1 protein-coding gene is annotated in these 1861 nt (G+C 42.1%); it reads left to right on the top strand.

Annotated features, from left to right (window positions below):
• Window positions 1–380: 380 nt before the first annotated feature.
• Window positions 381–1861: hypothetical protein (locus EPO09_RS21915; protein ID WP_290646699.1), on the top strand; the 1481-nt coding region annotated here is incomplete at its 3' end.

Below are 1861 nucleotides of genomic sequence, written 5' to 3'. Positions count from 1 at the left end.
ATTCACTGTGGTAGTTTTACCATCTGTACCAGTCACCCCAATCACTGTCAAATTGCGTGAGGGGAATTTCATGATCACATTTGCGAGAATAGATACAAATAGATGATAGATATTTTTTAGCCGCTGTACCATTAGTACTAGTATACAATGACTTTCATATATTTAACAGGAAAAGAACTCCTCTGAGCATATCTCCGATACTCAGCAACTAATTTAATCCCATAACACTTGTTTTTTGTTTAGCCTTATGCTATACTCCCACCCATTGGCTTTCGAGCCTTTCCAGATAGGAATAATTCGTATCTGGGCACGTTTACAGTACAAGATCGGAGAAAAAGACTTTGAGTATGAACTCAACATTTCGACGAGTCAATTGGCTCATGGTTGTGGTTTTCTTGTTTGGTCTCGTTTTTGGTTCGTTTGTGGTAATACAGACCACACCGAAAGCGAAGGCAACGACAGCACCTACGATTACCGAGTTTCCTGTACCAACTATACAGAGCGTTCCTGCAGATATCACTGCAGGGCCTGACGGAAACATCTGGTTTACTGAGATGACGGGGAATCGCATAGGGCAAGTAACTCCTAGTGGAACTATAAAGGAGTTTTTTATACCTACTGGCTTTAGCAAGCCTAATGGCATTGTCAGCGGACCAGATCAGAACCTTTGGTTTACTGATTGGTATAGAAGATCAATTGATAAAATAACAACAGGTGGAGTTGTGACGGAATTTCATATTCCGAGTAACAGTCAGCCTGCTATGATAACTTCAGGATCAGATGGGAATCTATGGTTCACAGAGGACAACGGGAGTCACATTGGACGAATCACTCCAAATGGAGTAATCCTTGAGTTCCCTCTACCAATCGGTTCAAATGGTACAGACGGTATCACAACAGGACCAGACGGAAACGTTTGGTTTATAGAACGCTTAGGAAATAAAGTTGGAAGAATCACTCCGAGCGGATCTATTGTAGAATTCTCTATTCCGACAAATAGCAGTTACTCAGCTGGTATAACATTGGGTAAAGATGGAAATCTCTGGTTTGCACAAGAAAGCAATATTGGAAGGATTACTCCCAGTGGTCTTATCACCGAGTTTTCCGTTCCGACAAGTAATAGCTATCCTGAGGGTATTACCTCAGGATCAGATGGAAATGTTTGGTTTACGGAACATAGTGGAGGGAGAGTTGGGGAAATAACTCCCAGTGGGGTTATCACCGAGTTTTCCGTTCCTACAAGTAATAGCTATCCTGGGGGTATTACCTCAGGATCAGATGGAAATGTTTGGTTTACGGAAACTGGGGGAAACAAGATTGGGCGTGTAAATATTGCTCAGCCAATCAAACCAGGAGGTAAATGGGTAACTAAGACAGGATTCAATGTAGCTGTTGGTAAAAACTTTACCTTTAAAGCATCTGCATATCCTACACACGCTGGTGATCCTGCTATTGCTCATGTAAATTTCACGGCAACCTGGCCGGGTCATGGATGGGTAGATATATGCGGTGATGTCACAGCACACACAGCAAAAAATGTGTATTCGTGTTCAACAGACTTTACCAAGTTAAATGCAGAAACTCCTGTCCCACAAGGTTCACTCACGGTTACCTTTAACGTCACTGACGCAAAAGGCAATGTGAACAATGCACCGAATGGTTCAATTGTAGGGCAGATCGTCTATAGCACCAATGCTAAAGTAGACAAAGCAATAGCATGGGCGATTACGCAGATGAATAGTAGTCCAGCGAATCAATATAAGTGGTATGGACTTTGTGAGGTTTTCGTTGAGAATGCCTATGGCACACAATATAAGGAGTTAACAGCTCAAGATTCATACAATAAGTACCATACATCAAC

The sequence above is a fragment of the Aquabacterium sp. genome, from assembly GCF_004297345.1.
Taxonomy (GTDB): domain Bacteria; phylum Pseudomonadota; class Gammaproteobacteria; order Burkholderiales; family Burkholderiaceae_C; genus Aquabacterium.
Note: the sequence above shows the minus strand (reverse complement) of the source record. Positions and strands in the feature narration are given on the sequence as shown.